At 68.2% G+C, this 21,193-nt stretch carries 21 protein-coding genes; 6 read left to right on the forward strand and 15 right to left on the reverse strand.

Annotation, left to right across the window (positions count from 1 at the left end; all coding sequences use genetic code 11):
* Nucleotides 1-62 precede the first annotated feature (62 nt).
* From iolG to HCC78_RS17670, 5 genes are read left to right on the forward strand one after another with little or no spacing between them, the layout of a single operon-like run.
* Entirely contained in the window at nucleotides 63-1,070 is a 1,008-nt protein-coding gene (iolG, locus tag HCC78_RS17650) for an inositol 2-dehydrogenase (protein ID WP_172330114.1), read from the forward strand.
* A gap of 5 nt (nucleotides 1,071-1,075) precedes the next feature.
* Nucleotides 1,076-2,503 (forward strand): NAD-dependent succinate-semialdehyde dehydrogenase, encoded by a 1,428-nt coding sequence (locus tag HCC78_RS17655; protein WP_172330115.1) that lies wholly within the window; start codon nucleotides 1,076-1,078, stop codon nucleotides 2,501-2,503.
* A 12-nt stretch (nucleotides 2,504-2,515) separates the two neighbouring features.
* A complete protein-coding gene (locus HCC78_RS17660) occupies nucleotides 2,516-3,328 on the forward strand; it encodes an HpcH/HpaI aldolase/citrate lyase family protein (protein ID WP_172330116.1) in 813 nt (270 codons plus the stop codon).
* The gene (locus HCC78_RS17665) at nucleotides 3,328-4,299 is read left to right on the forward strand and encodes a hydroxyacid dehydrogenase (RefSeq protein ID WP_172330117.1); all 972 of its coding nucleotides are present in this window, start codon (nucleotides 3,328-3,330) and stop codon (nucleotides 4,297-4,299) included. The genes HCC78_RS17660 and HCC78_RS17665 overlap by 1 nt, the downstream gene beginning before the upstream one ends.
* Before the next feature lie 9 nt (nucleotides 4,300-4,308).
* Nucleotides 4,309-5,427: a Gfo/Idh/MocA family protein gene (locus tag HCC78_RS17670; RefSeq protein ID WP_172330118.1), complete on the forward strand. Its 1,119-nt coding sequence runs from the start codon at nucleotides 4,309-4,311 to the stop codon at nucleotides 5,425-5,427.
* Nucleotides 5,428-5,500: 73 nt separating this feature from the next.
* Here the strand turns inward: HCC78_RS17670 and HCC78_RS17675 are convergent, their stop codons facing one another.
* The 7 genes from HCC78_RS17675 to HCC78_RS17705 form a co-directional block, all read right to left on the reverse strand.
* Nucleotides 5,501-6,460 carry a sugar phosphate isomerase/epimerase gene (locus tag HCC78_RS17675; protein WP_172330119.1) on the reverse strand — a complete coding sequence of 320 codons (960 nt, stop codon included), beginning with the start codon at nucleotides 6,458-6,460 and terminating at the stop codon, nucleotides 5,501-5,503.
* An 11-nt stretch (nucleotides 6,461-6,471) separates the two neighbouring features.
* On the reverse strand, nucleotides 6,472-7,476 hold the full coding sequence (locus tag HCC78_RS17680) for a Gfo/Idh/MocA family oxidoreductase (RefSeq protein WP_172330120.1): 1,005 nt from the start codon (nucleotides 7,474-7,476) through the stop codon (nucleotides 6,472-6,474).
* A 12-nt stretch (nucleotides 7,477-7,488) separates the two neighbouring features.
* Nucleotides 7,489-8,523, reverse strand: coding sequence for an ABC transporter permease (locus HCC78_RS17685; RefSeq protein WP_172330144.1), 1,035 nt, complete (start codon nucleotides 8,521-8,523; stop codon nucleotides 7,489-7,491).
* Nucleotides 8,523-9,293: an ATP-binding cassette domain-containing protein gene (locus tag HCC78_RS17690; RefSeq protein ID WP_172330121.1), complete on the reverse strand. Its 771-nt coding sequence runs from the start codon at nucleotides 9,291-9,293 to the stop codon at nucleotides 8,523-8,525. The genes HCC78_RS17685 and HCC78_RS17690 overlap by 1 nt, the downstream gene beginning before the upstream one ends.
* A gap of 15 nt (nucleotides 9,294-9,308) precedes the next feature.
* Nucleotides 9,309-10,265: an ABC transporter permease gene (locus HCC78_RS17695; protein ID WP_172330122.1), complete on the reverse strand. Its 957-nt coding sequence runs from the start codon at nucleotides 10,263-10,265 to the stop codon at nucleotides 9,309-9,311.
* Between the two features lie 106 nt (nucleotides 10,266-10,371).
* Nucleotides 10,372-11,403 carry a sugar ABC transporter substrate-binding protein gene (locus HCC78_RS17700; protein ID WP_172330123.1) on the reverse strand — a complete coding sequence of 344 codons (1,032 nt, stop codon included), beginning with the start codon at nucleotides 11,401-11,403 and terminating at the stop codon, nucleotides 10,372-10,374.
* Nucleotides 11,400-11,594 carry a hypothetical protein gene (locus HCC78_RS17705; protein ID WP_172330124.1) on the reverse strand — a complete coding sequence of 65 codons (195 nt, stop codon included), beginning with the start codon at nucleotides 11,592-11,594 and terminating at the stop codon, nucleotides 11,400-11,402. Before HCC78_RS17705 ends, HCC78_RS17700 begins: the two co-directional genes overlap by 4 nt.
* A 4-nt stretch (nucleotides 11,595-11,598) precedes the next feature.
* On the opposite strand from HCC78_RS17705, the gene HCC78_RS17710 reads away from it, so the two are divergent.
* Nucleotides 11,599-12,621, forward strand: a complete 1,023-nt coding sequence (locus HCC78_RS17710) for a LacI family DNA-binding transcriptional regulator (protein ID WP_216671206.1) — start codon at nucleotides 11,599-11,601, stop codon at nucleotides 12,619-12,621.
* Between the two features lie 48 nt (nucleotides 12,622-12,669).
* Here the strand turns inward: HCC78_RS17710 and HCC78_RS17715 are convergent, their stop codons facing one another.
* The 8 genes from HCC78_RS17715 to HCC78_RS17750 form a co-directional block, all read right to left on the reverse strand.
* Complete coding sequence (locus tag HCC78_RS17715) at nucleotides 12,670-14,415, reverse strand: dihydroxy-acid dehydratase (protein ID WP_172330126.1); 1,746 nt, start codon at nucleotides 14,413-14,415, stop codon at nucleotides 12,670-12,672.
* Nucleotides 14,416-14,428: 13 nt separating this feature from the next.
* Nucleotides 14,429-15,874, reverse strand: coding sequence for an NAD-dependent succinate-semialdehyde dehydrogenase (locus tag HCC78_RS17720; RefSeq protein WP_172330127.1), 1,446 nt, complete (start codon nucleotides 15,872-15,874; stop codon nucleotides 14,429-14,431).
* Between the two features lie 35 nt (nucleotides 15,875-15,909).
* Nucleotides 15,910-16,458, reverse strand: a complete 549-nt coding sequence (locus HCC78_RS17725) for a TRAP transporter small permease (protein WP_172330128.1) — start codon at nucleotides 16,456-16,458, stop codon at nucleotides 15,910-15,912.
* Nucleotides 16,459-16,460: 2 nt separating this feature from the next.
* On the reverse strand, nucleotides 16,461-17,747 hold the full coding sequence (locus HCC78_RS17730; protein ID WP_172330129.1) for a TRAP transporter large permease: 1,287 nt from the start codon (nucleotides 17,745-17,747) through the stop codon (nucleotides 16,461-16,463).
* A gap of 81 nt (nucleotides 17,748-17,828) precedes the next feature.
* Nucleotides 17,829-18,848 carry a TRAP transporter substrate-binding protein gene (locus HCC78_RS17735; protein WP_172330145.1) on the reverse strand — a complete coding sequence of 340 codons (1,020 nt, stop codon included), beginning with the start codon at nucleotides 18,846-18,848 and terminating at the stop codon, nucleotides 17,829-17,831.
* Nucleotides 18,849-18,941: 93 nt separating this feature from the next.
* Nucleotides 18,942-19,757 carry a sugar phosphate isomerase/epimerase gene (locus tag HCC78_RS17740; protein ID WP_172330130.1) on the reverse strand — a complete coding sequence of 272 codons (816 nt, stop codon included), beginning with the start codon at nucleotides 19,755-19,757 and terminating at the stop codon, nucleotides 18,942-18,944.
* 57 nt (nucleotides 19,758-19,814) lie between these two features.
* Entirely contained in the window at nucleotides 19,815-20,258 is a 444-nt protein-coding gene (locus HCC78_RS17745) for a heme-binding protein (protein WP_216671207.1), read from the reverse strand.
* Between the two features lies 1 nt (nucleotide 20,259).
* Nucleotides 20,260-21,153 carry an NAD(P)-dependent oxidoreductase gene (locus HCC78_RS17750; RefSeq protein WP_172330131.1) on the reverse strand — a complete coding sequence of 298 codons (894 nt, stop codon included), beginning with the start codon at nucleotides 21,151-21,153 and terminating at the stop codon, nucleotides 20,260-20,262.
* Nucleotides 21,154-21,193: the final 40 nt, after the last annotated feature.

Here is a 21,193-nt window from a genome sequence, read left to right on the forward strand (position 1 = left end):
AATGTCCATTGACACCGCAATAGCTTTGCAACAATCATTGCAGAAGATTTCGGGAGGAGATCATGCTGAGAATAGCAGTGCTGGGCGTGGGCCGTATCGGCCGCATGCACGCCGCGAATATTGCCGCCCATCCGCGAGCCTCGCTTGCAGGAGTATTCGATGTCAACGAGGCGGCTGCAACGGAAATTGCGGAATCTCTCGCGACGGTGAAATTCGCCGCAGCCGAGGATGCCTTTGCCAGCCCGGAGGTGGACGCGGTGCTGATCGCGTCCTCGACCGCGACCCATGCCGACTTCATCGAGATGGGCGTGGCGGCGGGCAAGCCGGTGCTCTGCGAGAAGCCGATCGACCTGTCGCTGGAGCGGGTCGATGCCTGCGCCGCGAAGATCGCCGGGACCTCCGTGCCGATCATGCTGGGCTTCGTGCGCCGCTTCGACATCGGCCACCGCGCGGTCAAGCAGGCGATCGAAAGCGGGCGGATCGGCGAGCTGCACCAGCTGGTCATCACCTCGCGCGATCCGGGCATGGCACCGGATGCCTATATCGAGGTCTCGGGCGGCATCTTCCGCGACATGACCATCCACGATTTCGACCTGGCCCGCTATTTCCTGGGCGAGGAGATCGCGACGGTCACGGCCACCGGGTCGCGGCTGGTCAATCCGGCGCTGATGGAGCGCTGCGGCGACTACGACACCGTGACGATCACAATGGCAACCGCCAGCGGCAAGCAGTGCCTGATCACCAATTCGCGCCGCGCGGTCTATGGCTACGACCAGCGGGTGGAGGCCTTCGGCTCGGCCGGCATGATCACCACCGACAACAAGCCGCTCGACAACACGCGCTTCCACGGCGCGGGGCTGACCGGCCAGGCACCTGCGCTGCTCGACTTCTTCATCGAGCGCTATGACGACGCCTTCGCGGCGGTGATCGGCGAGTTCGTCGATGCCGCCGAACAGGGCCGCGCGCCCGAGGTCGGCTTCGCGGACGGGCGCGAAGCGCTGGTCCTGGCGGAGGCCGCGCTCAAGTCGATCGCCGAGGGCCGCACAGTTTCAACCAGCGAGATCGGGTAACGCACATGTATGACAGCTACGGACTTTTCATCGCCGACCGCTGGATCGGCGGCGCCGCGGCGGAGGTGATCTCGCCGGTGACCGAGGCGGTTCTCGGCCGGGTCGCGCAGGCTTCGCCCGAGGACACGATGGCGGCCATCGACGCGGCGGAGGCGGCGCTGGATCCGCTGCGGGAGATGGGCGGCTTCGCCCGCGCCGACGCGCTGCACCGGATCGCCGACGCCATGATCGCCCGCGCCGACGAGGCCGCGCGGATGATCGCCACCGAGACCGGCAAGCCGATCGCCCAAGCCGGGCGCGAGTGGGTTCTCGCCTGCGACCAGTTCCGCTGGCATGCCGAGGAAGCCCGCCGCATCTACGGCCGCGTCGTCGAATCCCGCGTCCCCGGCGGCCGCTTCGAGATCACCCGCGAGCCCGTCGGCGTCGTCGGCGCCTTCACTGCCTGGAACTTCCCGGCCGCCCTGCCCGCACGCAAGCTCGCCCCGGCGCTGGCGGCGGGCTGCTCCGTGGTGCTCAGGCCGTCCTCGCAGACACCGGGCACCGCCATGCTGATGGTCGATTGCTGCCGCGCGGGCGGTCTGCCCGCCGGTGCCGTGAACCTCGTCACCGGCACCACCGCCGCGACCTACGGGCCCGTCATGGCCGACAAGCGGGTGCGCAAGGTGTCGCTGACCGGCTCCACCCGCGTCGGCCAGCAGATGATCCGCGACGCCGCCGACACGGTGAAGAAGGTCAGCATGGAACTCGGCGGCAACGCGCCGGTGATCGTCTATGACGACGCCGACCTGGAGCTGGCGCTGGATGTCACCGTGCCGACGAAATACGCCAATTGCGGCCAGGTCTGCGTCACCCCGGACCGGTTCTTCATCCATGACAGCCTGCATGACGCCTTCGTCGAGGGCTTCGTCGAGCGTGCCGCGAAGATCCGGCTGGGCGACGGGCTCGACCCGGAAACCGGCATGGGGCCGCTGATCAACGGCAACCGGCTTTCCGAGATCGCGGGCATCGTCGAGGATGCCATCGCGCAGGGCGCCGCCATCGCCCATGGCGGCGGGCGTCCGGCCGAGCTGAATTCCGGCTTCTTCTTCCAGCCGACCGTGCTGACCGGCGTCACCGACAGCATGAAGGTCTTTGCCGAGGAAAACTTCGGCCCGCTCGCGGCGATCACCCGTTTCTCGGGCGAGGACGAGGTGCTGGGCCGCGCCAATGCCTCGGAGATGGGGCTGTCCGCCTATGCCTTCACCCGCTCGCCCGACCGCGCGCGCCGCACGGTGTCGGCGCTGAAGGCCGGGATGGTCGGCATCAATTCCTATGCACTCGCGGCCTCCGAGGCGCCCTTCGGCGGCACGAATTTCTCCGGCATGGGCCGAGAGGGCGGGACCGAGGGGATCGGCGACTATCTCGACACCAAGCTGGCACAGATCGTGTTCTGAAGGAGGCGGAAGATGAAGAGGAACAAGCTCAGGGACATCTGGGCCGACGGCCGTCCCGTTCTGCATGGCTGGCTTTCCATGGCCAGCCCCTTCGGCGCCGAGATCATGGCGGCGCAGGATTACGACGCGATCTCCATCGACATCCAGCACGGCGCGGTCGGCTACGAGGACGTGCTGGCGATGTTCATGGCGATGCGGGCCTCCGAGAAGGTCATCATGGCGCGCGTGCCCTGGCTCGACCCGGCCTGGATCATGAAGGTTCTGGATGCCGGCGCCTACGGCATCATCTGCCCGATGATCAACACCCGCGCGCAGGCGGAGGAATTCGTCAGCTACATGCGCTATCCGCCTCTGGGCGTGCGCAGCTTCGGCCCGACCCGCGCCGTCTATCCGGCAGGCGGCAACTACGCGGCAGAGGCCAATGGCGAGATCCTCGCCTGGGCGATGATCGAGACGGCGGAGGCAATGTCGAACCTCGACGAGATCGCCGCCACGCCGGGGCTCGACGGCATCTATATCGGCCCGGCGGACCTGAGCTTCTCGCTTTCCGAGGGCCGCCTGACCCCGGCCTTCGACCGCGAGGAACCGGAGGTGATCGAGGCAATCCTGAAGGTGCGCGATGCCTGCCGCGCCAACGGGATCCGGGCGGCCATCCATTGCGGCACGGCGGAATATGCCATCCGCGCGGTGGAGTGGGGCTTCGACATGACCACGGTCTCGGGCGATACGCGGCTGCTCGCGGGCGCCGCGGCGCAGTCGGTGGCCGACTGGCGCAAGGGGATCGAGGGCAAGGCGAAGGTGACGGCGATCAAGGGGGGCTACTGATGGTCCGCCTGCTGGTTGCCGGCAAGCTCCATCCCTCTGGCGAGGCGCGGCTGCGCGAGCTGGAGGCCGGGGGCGTCGAGGTCGACTATGTCGAGGAAGTCTCCGAACCCTCCTGCGCCGCGCGGATCGCGGAGGCGGATGCGCTGGTGATCCGGACCCAGCCGCTGTCTGCGGCGACCATCGCGAAGGCGGAGCGGCTGAAGGTCGTGTCGCGCCACGGGGTCGGCTACGACTCGGTCGATCTCGACGCGCTCAACGCCCGCGGCATCGCGCTGGCTGTCTGCGGCGACGTCAATTCGGTCTCGGTGGCCGAGCACGCGATGATGCAGATCCTTGCTGCCGCCAAGCGCACGCTGAAGGGCGATGCCGCGGTGCGCCATCCCGGCGAGTGGGGCTGGCGCAACAAGCTGGAGCCGCGCGAGATCTCGGGGCGGAATCTGCTGATCCTGGGCTATGGCCGGATCGGGCGGCATGTCGCGCGGATGGCCGGCGGCTTCGGGATGGCGATCCGCGCCTACGATCCCTATCTCGCCCGCACCGGCTGGCCCGAAGGGCCGGTCGAGCCGGTCACCGACCTGCAGGAGGGCCTGGGCTGGGCGGATTTCCTGACCATCCACATCCCGCGCGGCGACGCGCCCCTGCTCGGCGCGGCGGAATTCGCTGCGATGAAGCCCGGCATCGTCATCTCGAACACCGCCCGCGGCGGCATCGTCTGCGAGGACGCGCTGGCCACGGCGCTGGCCTCGGGCCATGTCTCCGCCGCCGGGCTCGACGTGTTCGACGACGAGCCCCCGGTCGCGGGCGGGCCCTTCGCCAGCTGCGACACCGCCGTGCTGTCGCCCCATGTCGCGGGGCTGACCTATGAATGCTCGGAGCGCATGGCGCTCTCGGCGATCGGGAACGCCATGGGCTTTCTCGACGGCACCATCGACCCGGCGCTGGTCGTCAACCGCATCCGCGCCTCCGCCTGAAGGACCATCATGACTGCGAAACCCAAGCTCCGCATCGGGCTGATCGGCACCGGATTCATGGGCAAGGCCCATGTCTTCGGCTTCGCCTCCGCCCCCAAGGTCTTCGACCTGCCCATGGAGATCGAGCTGGCCTGCGTTGCCGACATCACCGAAGAGGCCGCCGCGAAGGCCGCTGCCGCCTTCGGCTTTGCCCGCGGCACCGCCGACTGGCGCGAGATGATCGCCGATCCCGGCATCGACGTGATCGACATCACCGCGCCCAACGCGCTGCACAAGGAGATGGCGCTGGCAGCCATCGCGGCCGGAAAGCATGTCTATTGCGAGAAGCCGCTGGCGCCGCTCGCCGCGGATGCCCGCGAGATGGCCGAGGCGGCGGAGGCGGCAGGGGTGAAGACGCAGGTCGGCTTCAACTATCTCTGCAACCCGATGCTGGGCTTGGCCAAGGAGATGATCGAGGGCGGCGAGCTGGGCGAGATCCGCGGCTATCGGGGCTTGCATGCCGAGGATTACATGGCCGATCCCATGGCCCCCTGGACCTTCCGGCATGATCCGGCAGGCGGCGGCGCGCTGGCGGATATCGGCAGCCACGCGCTGGCCACGGCCGAATACCTGCTGGGGCCGGTCACCGAGGTCATGGGCGATTGCGTCACGATGATCGCGGAACGGCCCGACGGACGCGGCGGCACCAAGGCGGTCGAGGTCGACGACGTGGGCCGCGCCTTCCTGCGCTTCGCCAATGGCGCGCAGGGCTCGGTCGAGGGCAACTGGATCGCGACGGGCCGCAAGATGCAGCATGATTTCGAGGTCTACGGCACCAGGGGCGCGCTGGCCTTCAGCCAGGAGCGGTTCTCGGAGCTGCATTTCTATTCCGCCGATGACGCGCCCGGCCGCCGCGGCTTCCGCCGGATCGAGGCCGCGCCCGAACATGCGCCCTATGGCCGGTTCTGCGTCGCGCCGGGACACCAGCTGGGCTTCAACGACCTCAAGGCGATCGAGGTCGCGGGCTATGTCTCTGCCATCGGCAGCGGCGGCGGGGAGCCGTTCAATTTCCGCAAGGGGCTGCGCATCCAGACGCTGGTGGAAACCATCCAGCAGTCCTCGAAGGAGCGCATCTGGAAACCCGTCTGATCCCCGGCCACGCGACGGGAAGAGGCCCGGCAGGAGCGATCCTGCCGGGCCTTCTGCCGCTCCGGGGAAAGGTTCAGATCGCCTGCAGCCGGAAATCCGCCGGCTCGACCGGCATGACGTTGCGCAGAAGCGCGACGGATTTCTCCAGACCTTCGACCGAGTTCAGAAGCACGTCCTCGTGCTCGATCGACAGCCAGCCGTCATAGCCCGCCATCTTCAGTCGGTAGCAGAACTGCCGCCACCATTCCTCGCCATGGCCGATCCCGAGCGTGACATAGGACCAGCTGCGCGCCGGGATGTCGGTCAGCGAGCCGTTTTCCAGCAGCGAGGTCACCGCCTGCACCGGCGCGTTCAGCATCGTGTCCTTGGCATGGACATGATAGACGGCCTGCCCCAGCGCCTCGGCGGCGGCCAGCGGATCTGCGCCCATCCAGTGCAGGTGCGAGGGATCGAGATTGGCGCCGATCACCGGGCCGACCGCCCCGCGCAGCTTCAGCAGCGACGGCACGTTGTAGACGCATTGGTTGCCATGCAGCTCCAGCGCGATCCGCTCGACCCCGCACTCCGCTGCCAGGGCCGCGATCTCCGTCCAGAACGGGACGAGCACGTCCTCCCACTGATAGCGCAGGATCGCCTGCGTCTCGGGCGGCCAGGAGGCGGTGACCCAGTTCGGCATTTCGTCGCCCGCACGCCCCGCAGGCAGGCCCGACATGGTGCAGACCTTGGTGATCCCCATTTCGCCCGCCAGCCGGATCGTGTCCTTCAGGCACTCCCCTTGGGCGGGCTGCGTCGGATGCAGCGGATTGCCGTTGGCATTGAGCGAGATGACCTCCAGCCCGTGATCCGCCATCTTCGCCGCAAACTCCGCCTGCGCCGCCTTGCAGCCCAGCATCGCGTTCACGTCGAAATGCGGCGCGGTCGACCAGCCGCCGGTGTTGATCTCAAGCCCCTCGACGGCCATGCGCTGCGCATGGGACAGCACCGCGTCGAAATCCATGCCGCCGAGGCTGTCGGTGACGAATCCAAGTTTCATGATCGGGTCCTTCAGGAATAGAAATCCGGTTTCGCCATCATCTCGACCGGGGCCTTCGCGCCGCTGGCCAGCGCCTTCACCCCCGCCTCGCCCGCCACCGCGGCGGCATAGCCGTCCCAGGCCGAAGCCGCGATGGCCGAAGGCCGGCCGGTCACGGCGAAATCGAGGAAGGCGCGGTTCTGCAGCCGGTAGGCCTCGGCATAGCGGCGGCGCCAGTCGGCGGCATAGCGTTCGGCATGGGCGAGCTGCGAATTGTAGGTGGCATAGACGGGCGTGCTCATCATCACCGATCCCGCCTCCCCCACCAGCTCGCCGCGCACGTCATAGCCATAGGCGGCATTGTTGTTGATCTCGATATTGACGAGCTGCCCGGCGGCGGTCTCCAGCACCATCATCACCGGCGCGACCATGTCGTCCGACCGCTTGGGCTGGAAGGCCGAGATTGTCGCGTAATCCGTGCCGAGGACAAATCGCACCACGTCGAATTCGTGCGAAGCCGAGTTGGTGATCGCCATCGGCCCGGTGAACCAGCTTCCGGGGCTGTCCACGTTGCGGTGGAAATTGTGCATCATCAGCGCCCGGCCGATCTGGCCGCCGTCGAGCGCGGCCTTCATCTCGGTGTAGGAGCCGTCGAAGCGGCGCATGAAGCCGAGCTGCTCCAGCCGCTTTCCAGCGGCGATCTCGGCCTCCATCACCTCGATGCAGGCCGCCGATCCCGGCGCCAGCGGCTTCTCGCAGAGCACCGGCCTGTCCGCGGCGATGCAGGCCAGCGTCAGCGGCGCATGGGTCTCGTCGGGGCTGGCGATCAGCACCGCATCGACATCCGGACGCGCGATCACTGCCTCCGGGTCGGTCGCGACATCCGCCGCTCCATGTGCCTCGGCCACGGCCCGCGCCCGCTCCGCGGAGGCGTCGCAGATCACCTGCAGCGTGGCGCCGGGCAGGTCCTCGGCGATGATCCTCGCATGGTCGGCGCCCATGATCCCGGCGCCGATGACGGCAAGTCTGAGTGTCATTCGAAAGGTTTCCTAACGTTTCAGGGCCCAGGCCCGCAGCTTGCGGTCGCCGAGGGCGGCAAAGACGACGATCAGGCCGAGAAGCAGCATGAACCATTGCGGGCGCACGCCCATCACGACCAGATAGGACTGGATGGAGCTGAGCACGAAGGCCCCCATCACGGCGCCGATCAGCGAGATCCGCCCGCCCGCCAGCAGGCAGCCGCCGAGCACGCAGGAGGCGATCGCCTGCAGTTCCATCAGCCGGCCCATGGAGCCGTCGGCAAAGCCGAGCTTCCCGGCCTCGAGCGTGCCGCCGAGCGCGGCCAGCGCGCCGCAGAGGATGAAGGCCTGCAGCTTCACCCGGTCGACGCGGACGCCGCGGGAATGGGCGGAGGCGGCGGAGCCGCCGACCGCGAGCAACCGGTTGCCGTAGGGCATGAGCTTCAGCATCGCGGTCAGCACGATCAGCGCCGCCACCAGCCAGAAGACGCCGGTGTTGAACATGCCGATGCTGTCGCCGCCGAAGGCCGTGTACATCGCGCCGGATCGCATCTTGTAGGGCACCGAGAAGCTGAACCCGTCGGTCAGCGCGATGGCGATGCCGCGGAAGATCATGAGGGATCCCAGCGTGATGATGAGCGAGGGCGTGCCCGTGCGCGTCACCAGGAGCCCGTTGAAGGCGCCGATGGCGGCCCCCACCGCGACCGAGGCCAGCGCGGCCAGCGGCGGATCGATCTGCTGCACCAGCGACAGGTAGGTCAGCGCCCCCATGCCGAAGGTCGAGCCCACGGAAATGTCGATCTCGCCGGTGCCGATCACCAGGGCCACGCCCACCGACATCAGCCCGAGCGTCGCGGTGACCTGCAGGATCGTCCCGATGTTGTAGGCATTGGCCCAGCGGCCGTCCGACGTGGCCGAGAACACCAGGATCAGCAGCGCCGCGATCAGGAAGATGCCGATCTCGGCATGGCGGCTGACGGTCTTCTTGAAGCCCGCCACGGAAAGCGGGCTGCGCTTGGCGGCCCGGCGCTGCGCGGCGGTGTCGCTTGCGGCGGCGGCGACCATCACGCGGCCCCCCGCTTCTCGACCTTGCGGCCGCCCTGGCGGATGACTTCCTCCAGTTCGTCGGCCGTCATGTCGGTGGTCCTGGCGTCCTCGACCTTCTCGCCGTTCTCCATGATGACGATCCGGTCGGCGAGCTTGTGCACCTGGAAGATGTCATGGGTGATGTAGATGACCAGCAGCCCCTGCTCCTTCAGCTGCACCGCCAGCTCGTTGACATGTTCGCGCTCGCGCACGGAAAGGTGGTTGGTCGGCTCGTCCATGATGACGACGCGGTTCATGAATTCCACCGCACGGCCGATCTTGACCGACTGCCGCTCGCCGCCCGAGAGCCGTTCGACCTCGTCATCGGCGCTGACATTGTCGCGCAGGCCGAATTCGCGGATCACCTTGCGGCTCTCGCCGCGCATCTTGGCGAAATCGAGGAACGGGATGCCGAGGATCTTCCTCACCGGCTCGCGGCCCAGGTAGAAGTTCCGCGCGATCGAAAGGTTGTCGCAGAGCCCGACCGACTGCTGGATCGTCTCGATGCCGTTGTCGATGGCAAGCTTGGGGTGGAACTCCTTCACCTGCGTGCCGTCGAACCAGACCTCGCCCTTTGTGGGCTTGTGGATGCCGCAGAGCACGCGGATCAGCGTCGTCTTGCCCGCGCCGTTGTCGCCGACCAGCCCGACCAGCTCGCCCGCGTTGAAATCGACCGAGACGTCCTTCAGCGCATGGAAGGCGCCGAAATAGAGGTCGAGATTCTTCACCGATATCAGGGGATGTGCCATGGCGTCCTTCCTCCCTCAGACGCTGTGCCCGGCCATGCGGGCGAGTTTCTGGTTGAAGATGACGGCCACGATTAGCACGACACCCACGAAGGTGATGAACCACGAGCTCGGCGCGCCGAGCGCGATCAGCTCGTAGCGGAAGCTGGTGACGATGAAGGCGCCAAGAACCGCGCCGGTCAGCGAGCCGCGCCCGCCCGACAGCAGGCAGCCGCCGATCACCGCGGCCGAGATCGCCTCCAGCTCCATCAGGTCGCCGATGGTGACATGGGTCTGCGGCTGGTCGGCCAGCGTCAGAATGCCGGCGAAGCCCGCGAGTACAGAGCAGAGGACGAAGGCGGTGATCTTGACCCGCCCGGTCAGCACGCCGCGGCTGTCGGCGCTTTCCGCGCTGCCGCCCGTCGCCAGCAGGTGGTTGCCGAAGCGCGTCGCCCAGAGCATCAGGTTCAGGACGGCGCCGATCGCGAGCATCCAGAAGACAGCGGCCTCCAGACCGAGGATCTCGCCGCCGAAGAGCCTCGTGACGACGGCATTGCGGGCCTCTTCCGGGAAGGCCTTCACCGAGCCGCCGGTCCAGACATAGATGATGCCGCGCACGGTGAAGAGCCCGCCCAGGGTGACGATCATCGAGGGCAGCCCGCCCTTGACGACGCCGAAGCCTTGCAGGAGCCCGATGGCGGCAGCGATGATCAGCGCGGCGATGATCGCGCCGGGCACGCCGAGCGCGGGCTGCAGCATGATGAAGGCGATGCCCGCCAGCCCGTAGACCGAGCCGACGGACAGGTCGATCTCCTTCGTCATGATGACCAGGGCCTGGCCCATGGCGAGGATGCCGAGAATGGATGTGTAGTGGATGACGTTCGACATGGTCTGGGCGGTCCACCAGCCCGAGAAGTCGATCAGCGAGAAGACGGCCAGCATCAGCGCGACGCCGATCACGGCGCCGAACCCCTGGCCCTTGACGAGATGTTTCATGGCAGGTCCTGGCAATGGCTGGAAAGGCGAACCGCCCCGGGGGAAGAGGCCGGGGCGGCCCGGAGTCGGGGCGGCCGGCGGAATGCAGGCCGCTCCGGAGGGAGCCTCACCAGGTGTTCTGCTCGTCATACACATCGCCGAAGACCTTGCGGACCATGGTCTCCCAGTGGTCGATCGCGTCGGCGGTGATGACCGTCGGGCCGGTCAGGATGTCGGACTGGGGGGTGTAGCCCAGCTCGTGGTACCAGTAGAGCCACTCCATCGGCGCATAGCCCTGCAGCCAGAAGCCCTGGCTCGTCGAGGCCAGCACATGGCCCGCCTTGATGCCTTCGAGCGCGGCCGGCGAGGCATCGACGGTGATGATCGTCATGCCCTTGTCGTCGACATCGGGGTCCAGCCCCATGTCGTTGGCCACGCCCCAGGCCCAGGGCGCCGACCAGGGCGCGACGGTGAAGATGTAGTTGGTGTCCGGATTGGCCTGCAGATAGGATTGCAGCGTGTTGCGCGCGGTCGCGGGTTCGGCGCCGATGAACAGCTCCTCGAACTTGGCGCCGGCCGCCTCCATGACCTCCTTCATGCCGGCGCAGCGCGCCTTCAGTCCCTGGTGGGCGCTGTCATGGCTGGCGCAGACGACGCGTTCGGGCATCGGGATCTCGCCCGCCTCCGCCTGTTCCAGCGCGTATTTTCCCAGTTCCTGGCCAGTCAGGTACTCGTCGCCGCCGACATAGGTCAGATAGGGGATGCGCTCGTCCTTCGGCCGCGGATCGGCGATGTTGAAGGCGACGACCGGGATGCCGGACTCGATGGCCTTGCGCAGCGGACCTTCCAGCGCGTCGGAGGACACGATCGGCACGGCGATGCCGTCGGGGCGCGTCGCGATCGCCTGTTCCAGAAGCCGCACGAGCTCCTGGATGGAATACTGGTTGGTGGAGATGTATTCGGTGGTGACGTTCGGATAGCGCTTGGTGAACTCGTCCATCGACAGCGTCAGCCAGGCCATGTTCGGGTCGTTCGAACCGATATGCGAGACCATCACGAAACGGTAGCTGTCGTCGCTTTCCTGCGCTGCGGCCATGCTGCCGGCAAGCGCCGCCGTCGCCAGCGCAGCCGAGGCCGCCAGCGTTCTTGCAATTTTCATTGTTTCCTCCTCCAAGTTCGTGCAATGTTCATTGCATAATGGGGAGGGGAGAGGAAAGGTTCGCGTTCGATCATTTTTGATGTGTTCGGCATCATTTTATGCTGCATCTGCGAAAATTCGGCTTCCATCTGGCCAAACCGGGCGGATTGCGGCAGCAATGATGTGTTGGACATCAGAAATTGGATAGCCATGGACATGCCGCCTGCCCGCCCGGACTGGAAGACCCCCACGATCCGGGAGATCGCCGCGCTGGCCGGCGTCGGCCCAGCCACCGTCGACAGGGTGCTCAACAACCGCGAAGGCGTGCGGACGAAGACGCGCCAGCGCGTGCTCGGCGCGCTGGAGAAGCTCCGCCAGGAGGCGGGCTCGGCCGAGGGCAAGACCGAGCTGCGGCTGTTCTGCGATTCCGGCGAGGGTTTCAACGCCGCGATGCGCCGGGCGGTCGAGGAGGTGAACCGCCGTCTGCCCGGCATCGTCCTGCACGACCATTACGAGCGCACCAGCCAGACCGATCCGATGGTCCTGGCGCGCGAGATCACCGAACACGGGCTGGAGGCGAAGGGCGCCGTCGTCATCGCCCGCGAGCATCCGGCGATCAACCGCGCGATCCGGCGGCTGGAAGCCGCGGGCGTCCCCGTGGTCTGCCTGACCACCGACCTGCCCTCCTCGCGGCGCAGCGCCTATGTCGGCAATGACCAGTATGCGGCGGGGTCCGTCGCCGGGCTGCTGATCGGCAACGCGCTGGAAAAATGCGAAGGCCGCCGCATCCTCTTCGTGATGAGCGAGCCGTTCCGCTGCCAGCAGGAGCGCGAGATGGGCTTCCGCCGCACGCTGCGCAACGACTTTCCCTACCTGCGGATCGAGGAGCGGGTGATCGTCGACGACGACCCGGGCAATGCCCATGCCCAGTTCAGCCAGTATATCGAGGCCAACGGCCCGCCCGCCGCCATCTACAACGTGGCCGGCGCCAACCGCGGCCTCGCCCGGGCGCTGAAGGACATCGGCCGCGCGGAAGAGACGGTCTTCGTCGGCCACGAGCTGACGCCGCATTCCCGGCTGCTGCTGGAGGAGAAGGTGATGGACTACGTCATCTCGCACGATTTCGCGGCCGAGGTGGCGATGGCGGCGCGCTGGATCCGGGAATGGCACCAGGGGCTGCGCAGCGACCCACCGCACACGCCGATCTTGGTGCATACCCGCTACAATTGCGGGTTCTGATCCCCGCAGCCGGCGCCGGGGCGGTGGCGGGCACCGCCCCGGCCGCGCTCACTCGGCGGCGCTCAGCCGGTCCTCTCCGGCGGCCTCGGCCGCCGGTTCCGGCACGAGGAAGCGGAAATCGCAGCCCGCCTCCGCCTGCAGGATCTCCCGGTGGTAGAGCCGGTCATAGCCGCGCCGCTCCACCGCGGGCGCCGGGGGCATTTCCGCACGGCGCCGCGCCAGCTCCTCCTCGGAGACCAGCAGTTCCAGCTTCCGCTCGGCCACGCTCATGCGGATGCGGTCACCGTCGCGCACCAGGCCGATCGTGCCGCCCGAGGCCGCGTCCGGCGAGACATGCAGCACGATCGTGCCGTAGGCGGTGCCCGACATGCGCGCATCCGACATGCGGATCATGTCGGTGACGCCGGCCTGGGCCAGCTTCTTCGGGATCGGCAGGTAGCCCGCCTCGGGCATCGAGGCCTCGCTGGCGGGCCCGGCATTCTGCAGCACCAGGATGTCGGCGGCGGTCACGTCGAGATCGGGATCGTCGATCCGCTCGGCCAGATCGGCGAGCGAGCTGAACACCACCGCGCGGGCCTCGGACTCGAACAGGCTTTCATCCGCCGCCGAGCGCTTCAGGATCGCGCCATTGGGCGCGAGATTGCCGTAGAGCGCAACCAGCCCGCCATTGGCGCGCACCGGCGCCCTGCCCTCGTGGATGACGTTGCGGTCGACCCAGGGGTCCGCCGCCTCAATCCGGTCGCCGACGGTCTCGCCGGTGATGGTCACGGCGTCGAGATGCAGCAGGTCGCGCAGTTCGCGCATCACCGCCGGAATGCCGCCCGCATAGTGCAGGTCCTCCATGTAGAAGGCGCCGGTGGGCTTGAGGTCCACCAGAACCGGCGTGCGGTCGGAGATCTCGTTCAGCCGGTGCAGATCCAGCGACAGCCCGGCCCGCCCGGCGATGGCCGCCAGGTGCAGCACCGCATTGGTCGAGCCGCCGAGCGCCAGCAGCACGGTGACCGCGTTTTCCAGCGCCTCGCGGGTCAGGATCGCCTTCGGCGTGCGGTCCGAGCCGATGAGGTCCACCGCGAGCTTGCCGGTTGCTTCGGCCATGCGCAGCCGGTCGGCGCTGACCGCCGGGATCGCCGCGCCCATGGCGGGCATCATGCCCATCGCCTCGGTCAGGCTGGCCATGGTCGAGGCCGTCCCCATCACCGCGCAGGTCCCTGCGGTGGAGGCGAGCTTCTGCTCGACCGTGTCGATTTCCTGGTCGTCGATCTTGTTCGCCCGGTACTGCTGCCAGAAGCGGCGGCAATCGGTGCAGGCGCCCAGCCGGTGCTCCTTGTGGCGGCCAGTGGACATCGGACCGGCGACCAGCTGCACGGCCGGCAGATCCGCCGAAACCGCGCCCATCAGCTGCGCCGGAACGGTCTTGTCGCAGCCGCCCAGCAGCACGACCGAGTCCATCGGCTGGGCGCGAACCATCTCCTCCACATCCATCGACATCAGGTTGCGGAATTTCAGCGAGGTCGGCGACAGGAACACCTCGCCCAGCGAGATCGTCGGAAACTCGATCGGCAGGGCGCCCGCGGCCAGAACGCCGCGCTTCACCGCCTCGATCATCTCGGGGAAATGCCGGTGGCAGTTGTTGAAGCCCGAGGCCGAATGGGCGATGCCGACGATCGGCTTGTCCAGCATCTCGCGGCTGTAGCCCATCGAGGAGGCGAAGCTGCGGCGCAGGTATTTCGAGAATTTCGCGTCGCCGTAATTGGTCAGGCCGCGGGCGATCCCCTGGGGCTTGTCTTTGGTCATTCTGGTCTCCTGCTCAGGCAAGCCGCTGCTTGACGTATTTGGGTTCGAGATAGTCGAGGATGCCGAGCTGCCCGCCCTCGCGCCCCGAGCCGCTGTCCTTGATGCCGCCGAACGGCGCCTCGGCGGTGGCCAGCAGCATGTCGTTGACGCCGATCATCCCGGCCTCGAGCGCGCTGGCCGCACGGTCCGCGGTCGCCATCGAGCCGGTGAAGACATAGGCCGCCAGTCCGAAGGGCAGCGCATTGGCGCGCGCGATCGCCTCGTCGAAGCCCGCGAAGGGCATGATCGGGGCGACCGGGCCGAAGGGTTCCTCGGACAGGATGCGGGCATCCTCCGGGACCTGGCCCAGCACGGTCGGCTCGACATAGAAGCCGCGGTTGCTTTCGGGCGGCACGCCGCCCCCGGCCAGCACCTCGGCGCCCTTCGCGCGGGCGTCCCCGATCAGGTCCAGCACGCGGTCGCGGCCGCGGGCATTTGCCATCGGGCCGAATTCGACGCCGTCGTCCAGCCCGCGGCCGATCTTCAGCGATTTCGCGGTCCGCGCCATCGCCTCGGCGAAGGGCTGGTAGATGTCCTCATGGACATAGAAGCGGCTGGGCGAGATGCAGACCTGGCCGGCATTGCGGAACTTGGTGCGCGCGCAGAGCGTGCCCGCGGCCTCCGGATCGGCATCGGGAAAGACCAGCACCGGGGCATGGCCGCCGAGCTCCATCGACACCTTCTTCAGGTGCCGCCCCGCCAGTTCCGAGATCAGCCGCCCGACCGGGACGGAGCCGGTCAGCGAGACCTTGCGGATCACCGGCGAGGCGACGAGATGGGCGGAGATCTCCGCCGGGTCCCCCGTCACCACGTTCAGCACGCCTGCCGGAAGCCCCGCCGCTGCGGCGCAGTCGGCGATGCGGAACATGGCCGAAGGCGCCTCTTCCGAGGGCTTGATCACCACCGGGCAGCCGGCCGCCAGCGCCGCGGCCACCTTGCGCGCGGGCAGCAGCGCCGGGAAGTTCCAGGCGGTGAACGCGGCAACCGGGCCCACGGGCTCATAGCGCACGTCGAGGCGCAGCCCCGGCTCGCGGCCGGGCAGGCTGTGGCCCCAGATGCGCCGCGCCTCGTCGGCCATCCAGTCGAACTGGTCGCAGGCGGCCTGCCATTCGCCCTTCGCCTCGGCCAGCGGCTTGCCGGTCTCGGCGCTCATTTCCGCCGCCGCCTCCTCGGCACAGGCGACCATGGCCGAGGCGATGGCCCGCAGGATGCGCGAGCGGTCCCAGCCAGAGGTTTCGCGCCAGAGGGGCGCCGCGGCCTCCACGGCGGCAAGCGCGCGGTCGAGATCGGCAATCCCGGCGCGGGCGATGCTGCCGAGCCGGTCCTCGGTCGCGGGATCGATGACGGCAAGCGCCTGTCCGGCGGATACCGGCTGCCATGCGCCGCCGATGAAGAGGCCGTAGCGGTCGTAATGGGTCATGTCCTGTCCTTTCCTGGACCAGTCCCCGGGGAGGGTCAGAGATGTTCGGGGAGGGCGCGCTTCGAGATGCCGCCGCCGTCGCGCCGCTCGCGCCCGGCGAAGCTGCCGCGAAGCTCGTGCAGGGCGCGGGTCAGCCCGGCGAGACTGTAGACCGCCATCACCGCGCCCGCGAAGGGGATCGCGCCGTAGTAGAAGGCCATGTCGATCTGCATGAAGGCGGTGACCTCGCGGCTCATCAGCGTGAAGGCCAGCCCGACCTTCACCAGCATGAAGGCGAAGGCGAGCATGAGGATCTGCACCAGCAGCTCGGCCGGACGGCCGAAGCCGGGGAAGGCCGCGGTGATCACGTCGACGCGGTAGAGCGCGCCCTCGCGCCACAGCGCGATCGCCCCCGAGATCGTCAGCCAGACGGTCGCAAGTTCGACGATCTCGTCATAGGCGGCGAAGGGAATCCCGGTGGTGCGCGCCGCGACGCGGGCCAGCAGCAGCAGGAACAGCACGGTGAGGCAGAGCACGACGCCCCAGCGCGACAGGCGGGCGACCAGGCGGTCGGCGCCGGAGAGAATGGATTTGAGCGTTTCCATGGTCAGAACCCGAAGAGTGCGGGGACCCACATGACGAGGCCCGGAATGAAGGTGACGGCAAGCAGCACGACGACGAGGCCGACGAGGTAGATCCAGACCTCGCGGATGATCGACAGCAGGTCGATATTGGCCACTTGCGAGACGGTGTAGAGGCAGAGCCCCACCGGCGGGGTAATCAGGCCGATCATCAGGTTCAGCACGACGATCACGCCGAAATGCACCGGGTCGACGCCCAGCTGCTGGGTCACCGGCAGGAGCATCGGCATGCAGATCACCATGACCGCGATGCCCTCGATGAACATGCCGAGGATCAGGAGGATCGCGTTGATCATCAGCAGAACGGCCCAGGGCTCGTGGCTGATGCCCAGAAGCGCGGAGACGACCGCGTTCGGCACCTGCTGCTGCACCAGCACCCAGGAAAACGGCGCGGCCAGCGCCATGATGAACAGGACCTGCGCCGCCTGCCGTCCCGAGGTCCAGAGCACCTCGGGCAGGTCCGCGACCTTCAGCTCGCCATAGACCACGATGCCGATGAAGGCGGCGTAGGCGGCGGCCAGAACGGCGGCCTCGGTCGGCGTCACCCAGCCCAGCAGCAGCCCGCCGACGACGAAGAGCGGCATGGCGAGCGCCGGCAGCGCCTCGGCGATGGTCCGCAGGCTCTCGCGCAGGCCGGGACGTTCCGACAGCTTCGGCAGGCCCTTGGCGCGGGCGGTCAGGGCGATCACCGCCATCATCGACAGGCCCATCAGCAGGCCCGGCATGATGCCGGCCAGGAACAGCGCGCCGACCGAGACATTGGCCAGGCTGCCATAGATCACGAAGGGGATGGAGGGCGGCACCACCGGACCGATGGTCGAGGAGGCGGCGGTGATCGCGGCGGCATAGGCCGGATCGTAGCCCGCATCCCTCATCGCCTTGACCTCGACCACGCCGAGACCGGCGCTGTCGGCCACGGCGGACCCCGACATGCCGGAGAACAGCATCGAGCCCACCACGTTGACATGGCCGAGCCCGCCGCGGACCCGGCCGACGAAGACCTGCGCGGTGTGGAAGATCCGGTGGGTCATGCCGCCGGTATTCATCAGGTTGCCCGCCAGGATGAAGAACGGGATGGCCAGCAGCGAGAACGAGGTCATCCCCGTGTAGAAGCGCTGGATGAAGATCACGAGCAGGTCGGGACCGGCGGCCCAGACCATGGTTCCCGCGGCCATGGCGCCGAGGGCCACCGCGATGGGCAGCCCGAAGACGATCAGGGCCACGAGGCTTGACATGATGACGAAGACGCTCATCGGTCTCGAACTTTCTCTCTGGCCCGCCTGGCCGCATGGCGCCGCGGCCCGGAGGCCGCGGCGGGGTGGCAGGCAATTGCGTCAGGCGGTGCGGGCGGCCTCGACGAAGCCCATCCAGGTGTCCCAGGTGTCCTTTCCGATGCGCTCGCGCATGACGTCCCAGGCGGGCTCCATCTTCGCGCGGAACGGTGCCGGGTCCGGCCGGGTGATCTGCACGCCGTCATCGTCCATCGCCGACAGCATCTCCTCCTCGCCGTCCATGGTTGCCTGCTGCGCCCATTGCCCGGCCTTGATCCCCTCCTCGGAGAGCACCGCCTGCACGTCGGGCGAGAGCCGCTTCCAGGTCATCGGCGAGGCGACGAGCATGAAGGAGGTGTAGATGTGGCGCGTGGTGGCGATGTGCTTCTGCACCTCGTAGAACTTGTTGGCGTAATCGACCGAGATCGGGTTGTCCTGGCCGTCGACCACGCCGCTGGACAGCGCGAGGTAGAGCTCGTCGAAGGCGATGGTCTGGGTGACCGCGCCGAGCGCGTCGAAGGTGGCCTTGATCGACAGTTCCGGCGGCACGCGCAGCTTCAGGCCCTGCACGTCCTCGGGACTGTTGACCGGCCGCTTGCTGTTCGATAGCGCGCGGAAGCCGTATTCGAAATTCGCGATCCAGGTCAGCTTGTTGCGGTCGAAGAACTCCATCAGCCAGGGCTTTGCGGTCTCGCCGAGAACGCGGTGGGCATGCTCGTAGCCATCGAACTGGTAGGGGATCTGGATGACGTTGGCGGTGCGGTCCTGGCTTTCGATGTTCGGCGGGTTGAACATCACGAGGTCGAGCGCGCCCAGCTGGGCCTGCTTGACCATGTCGGGCGGCGAGCCGAGCGAGGCGTTCGGGAAGACCGAGATCTCCACCTCGCCGTTGGTGCGCTCGGCGACGGCCGCCGCCATCTTCTCCACCGCCTGGTAGGACGGGTGGGTCGAGCCCAGCTGGTGGCCGAGCTTCAGGCTCACCGCGGCACGCGCGCGTCCCGGACGCAGGCCCAGCCCGCCGGCAAGCGCGCCCGCGCCCGCCGTCTGCAGAAGCTGCCGCCGGTTCATGATCAGTCTGGTCATTTGGGTTCCTCCCTTGATCCTTCCGGGGCCCCCTGCCCCGGCTTTCCGGCCCGGCCCGGCGCTCCTCAACGCGGGTCGGGCCTCCTGCCCGCCTCAGGCGGCGGGCACGGCCGCGGCTTCTGCCAGAAGCCTGCGGATGTCTTCCAGGCAGTCGTCGAGCACCTGCGCCGGGCCGCGCCGGTCTCCGGCGAACCAGTGGCTCTCATGCTCGATCGACACCGGGCCGCGGTAGCCGCCCTCGATCAGCGCGCGCAGCATCGCCGCAAGGTCGATCTCGCCCTGCCCGATCGGCACGAAGCGGAAGGTTTCCGGCGTGCCGGTCACGTCCTTGAGGTGCATGTGCACGACATGCGGCGCCAGCTTGCGCGCCGCCTCGGTCACGTCGTCCCCCATCGGCTTCAGGTGCGAGGCGTCGAAGTTGATCTTCAGCCCCGGTGCCGCGGCGATCGCCTCCAGCGCGCCGGCCGCGGTGCCGATCTCGCGCCCGACGATGGGCTCGAGCGCCAGGGCCAGCCCCAGTTTCTCCGCATCGCCAACCGCCATCCGCAGCGAATGGTGCAGCGAGCCGAGCGTCGTTTCCTCTCCGGGGATGACATGCACGGTCCCGATGCTGAGATCGGGCGCGCGCGCCATCATCGCCGCCGTCCAGGCCAGCGCGGCATCGCGGCGGTCGGCATCCTTGGAGCCGAAATCGCGGTGATGCAGGCAGAAGGCCGAATAGGGCCCGAGCTGCGCCAGCTCCGCGATCGTGCCGGCGGGCGTGTCCAGCCCCAGATGCGCGGGACCCCAGGGCAGGACTTCGGCATTCAGTTCGGCCATGTCGTAGCCGTGGCCGCGGATCGTCCGCACGGCCTCTGCCACGGGCATGTCGGCAAGGAAGCCGGTATGGAATGAGGTGGGCAGCATCATGGTCCTGTCCTCTCTCTGGTTGCGGCGGGCGCAGCGCGGCGCCCGCCCGTGACGGGGTCAGCCGAAGAGCTTCAGCGCCTCGGTGCCGATCTCGGTATCGCCGGTCCAGTGGCCGCCCGAGCAGCCGATGGCACCTGCGACCTGGCCGTCGATCACGATCGGCTGGCCGCCGCCGAAGACCACCAGGCGGTGCACGCCCGAGGGTGCGCCGATGCGCAGCGGCTCGTCGGACTCCATGATCTCCTGCCACTTGTGGGTGGCGATGTGCGAGACCGCGGCGGTGTAGGCCTTGTCGATGGCGATCTGGGCGGAGGCCGGGTTGGCCGTGTCCATCCGCGCGAAGGCCATCAGGAAGCCGCCGTCATCGACCACCGCGACCGAGACATGCTTGCCGATCTTGGCGGCATGCTCCATCGCGCGGGCGATCAGCTCCTCGGCCGCGGCCTTGGTGACGACCGGCTTCGTCCGGGTCAGGCTCATCGGGCTCAGATCCTCGGGCATGTCAGGCGCTCCTTTTCGCGAGTTCGGGCTTGGGCGCGTAGGTGTCGGCGGAATAGTCGATCCGCTCCTGCATCGCGGCCTTCATGATCTGGCTCGACAGCGCGGTCAGCGGCAGCTCGATGCCATGGTCCCGGGCGACGAGGACCGAGTTGAACAGGTCCTTGTCGAACATGCGGAACAGGTCCTCGGTCCCGGCCAGCGGGTGGTTGTGCAGCAGGCGGTCATAGTTGCCCCACATCTGCGCGACCCAGCTGTCGGCGGTGGTGTCGGTGGCGAATTTCGCCAGGGTCTGCTCGTCGAGACCCAGCGAGCGGGCCAGCCGCATCGACTCGATCGCCGCCATCCAGTTGCCGAAGGTCATCATCTGGATCGACAGCTTCGCGCCTGCGCCCGCGCCGCGCGGCCCCATGTGCTGGGTGATGCGGGAAATCGCGCCGAAATAGTCCTGGTTCGCCTCGATATCCGCCGGGTCGCCGCCGCACATGATGGCGAGGTCGCCTTCGCGCGCCCGGAGGTCGCCGCCCGAAACCTGCGCGTCGACCAGCTTCAGCCCGCGCTTGTCGGTTTCCTCGCCGAGCGCCAGGATGGTCTCCGGCAGCACGGTCGAATGGACGATCAGCGTCGTGCCCGGACGGCAGACATCCAGCAGCCCGCCCTCGGAACGGAAGAGGCCGTTCAGCTGCTTGTCGTTGACGACCGCCACGCCGATCCGGGTGCATTCCGCCGCGAGCTGCTCGTTGCTTTCGGCAAAGCGCGCGCCTGCCGCGAGGCATTCCGCCGCCTGGTCCTTGCGCAGGTCACGCACCAGGACGTCCAGCCCCTCGCGCAGCATCGACAGCACCATCGGCGTGCCGATATTCCCGACGCCCACATAGCCTATGGTCGTGCCACTCATTGATGTTTCCTCCACTTGATGCGGGACCTCTCCGGCCCGA

Source organism: Mangrovicoccus sp. HB161399 (genome assembly GCF_013184745.1).
Classification (GTDB): Bacteria; Pseudomonadota; Alphaproteobacteria; order Rhodobacterales; family Rhodobacteraceae; genus Mangrovicoccus.